This window comes from Paracoccus shanxieyensis (assembly GCF_009711265.1).
Taxonomy (GTDB): domain Bacteria; phylum Pseudomonadota; class Alphaproteobacteria; order Rhodobacterales; family Rhodobacteraceae; genus Paracoccus; species Paracoccus shanxieyensis.
In genome coordinates this window covers 1-1,231 of sequence record NZ_WMII01000067.1, presented here as the reverse complement: position 1 = coordinate 1,231, position 1,231 = coordinate 1, and the positions used below count along the sequence as shown (strand labels likewise).

1 protein-coding gene is annotated in these 1,231 nt (G+C 60.0%); it reads left to right on the top strand.

The genetic code is table 11. The features are described 5' to 3' along the window. Nucleotides 1-63: 63 nt before the first annotated feature. A protein-coding gene (locus GL284_RS21205) for an IS3 family transposase (protein WP_155046388.1) occupies nt 64-1,193 on the top strand; the annotation gives its coding sequence in 2 pieces (ribosomal slippage) (nt 64-298 and nt 298-1,193; 1,131 coding nt in all). Nucleotides 1,194-1,231 lie beyond the last annotated feature (38 nt).

Sequence of the window (1,231 nt, the reverse complement as noted above, 5' to 3'; positions counted from 1 at the left end):
TGGACCTGTCGCGGTTTGGTGCCGCTCCTTTGATCACGTAATGTGCAGCAAAGGAGATGAACCATGGGCACAGGCAGGACGGATGAATTTCGCAGGGATGCGGTGCGTATCGCGCTGACCAGCGGGCTTTCGCGGCGTCAGGTTGCGGATGATCTTGGGGTCGGCTTGTCGACCTTAAACAAGTGGGTGAACGCGCACCGGGACACGGATGTCGTCTCGGCCGAGGATCGCGAGCTGGCACGAGAGAACGAACGGCTTCGGCGCGAGATCCGCATCCTCAAGGAGGAGAGGGACATCCTAAAAAAAGCCACCCAGTTCTTCGCGAGCCAAAAGCCGTGAGGTTCAGGTTCGTCGAAGAACAGCGTGGGGCCTTCCCGGTCGACCGGCTGTGTCATGTGATGAATGTCAGCCCGCGCGGATTGCGGGCGTTCCGGAGCCGTCCTGCCAGCCGGCGGCAGCACATGGACATGGTTGTTCTGGCACACATTAAGGAGCAGTCGCGGCTGAGCCTGGGCAGCTATGGCCGCCCAAGGATGACCGAAGAACTGAAGGAAGTCGGCGTCGATGTTGGTCACCGGCGGGTCGGGCGACTGATGCGTGAGAACGGGATCGTCGTTGAAAGAACACGTAAATTCAAAGCGACGACGGACAGCGACCACACATTCAACATCGCGCCGAACCTGCTGGACCGTGACTTCACTGCAGATCGACCGAACCAGAAATGGGCGGGCGATATCAGCTACATCTGGACCCGCGAGGGGTGGCTGTATCTGGCGGTCATCCTCGATCTGCATTCGAGGCGGGTCATCGGGTGGGCCGTCAGCAACCGCATGAAACGCGATCTGGCGATCCGGGCACTGAAAATGGCCATCGCCCTGCGATCCCCGCCGCGTGGCTGCATCTTCCACAGCGATCGCGGCAGCCAATACTGTTCACACGACTATCAGAAGGTCCTGCGCGAGCACGGCCTGAAGGCGTCGATGAGCGGCAAGGGCAACTGCTATGACAATGCCGCTGTCGAAACCTTCTTCAAGACCATCAAGGCCGAGTTGATTTGGCGGCGCACGTGGGAGACGCGCCGACAGGCTGAGACAGCCATCTTCCAATACATCAACGGCTTCTATAACCCGCGCCGTCGGCACTCAGCATTGGGAGGCAAAAGCCCCTTGGCCTTTGAACGCCACGTGGCCTAAACGAGCACTCGGAGCGGCACAAATACGCGACAGGTCCA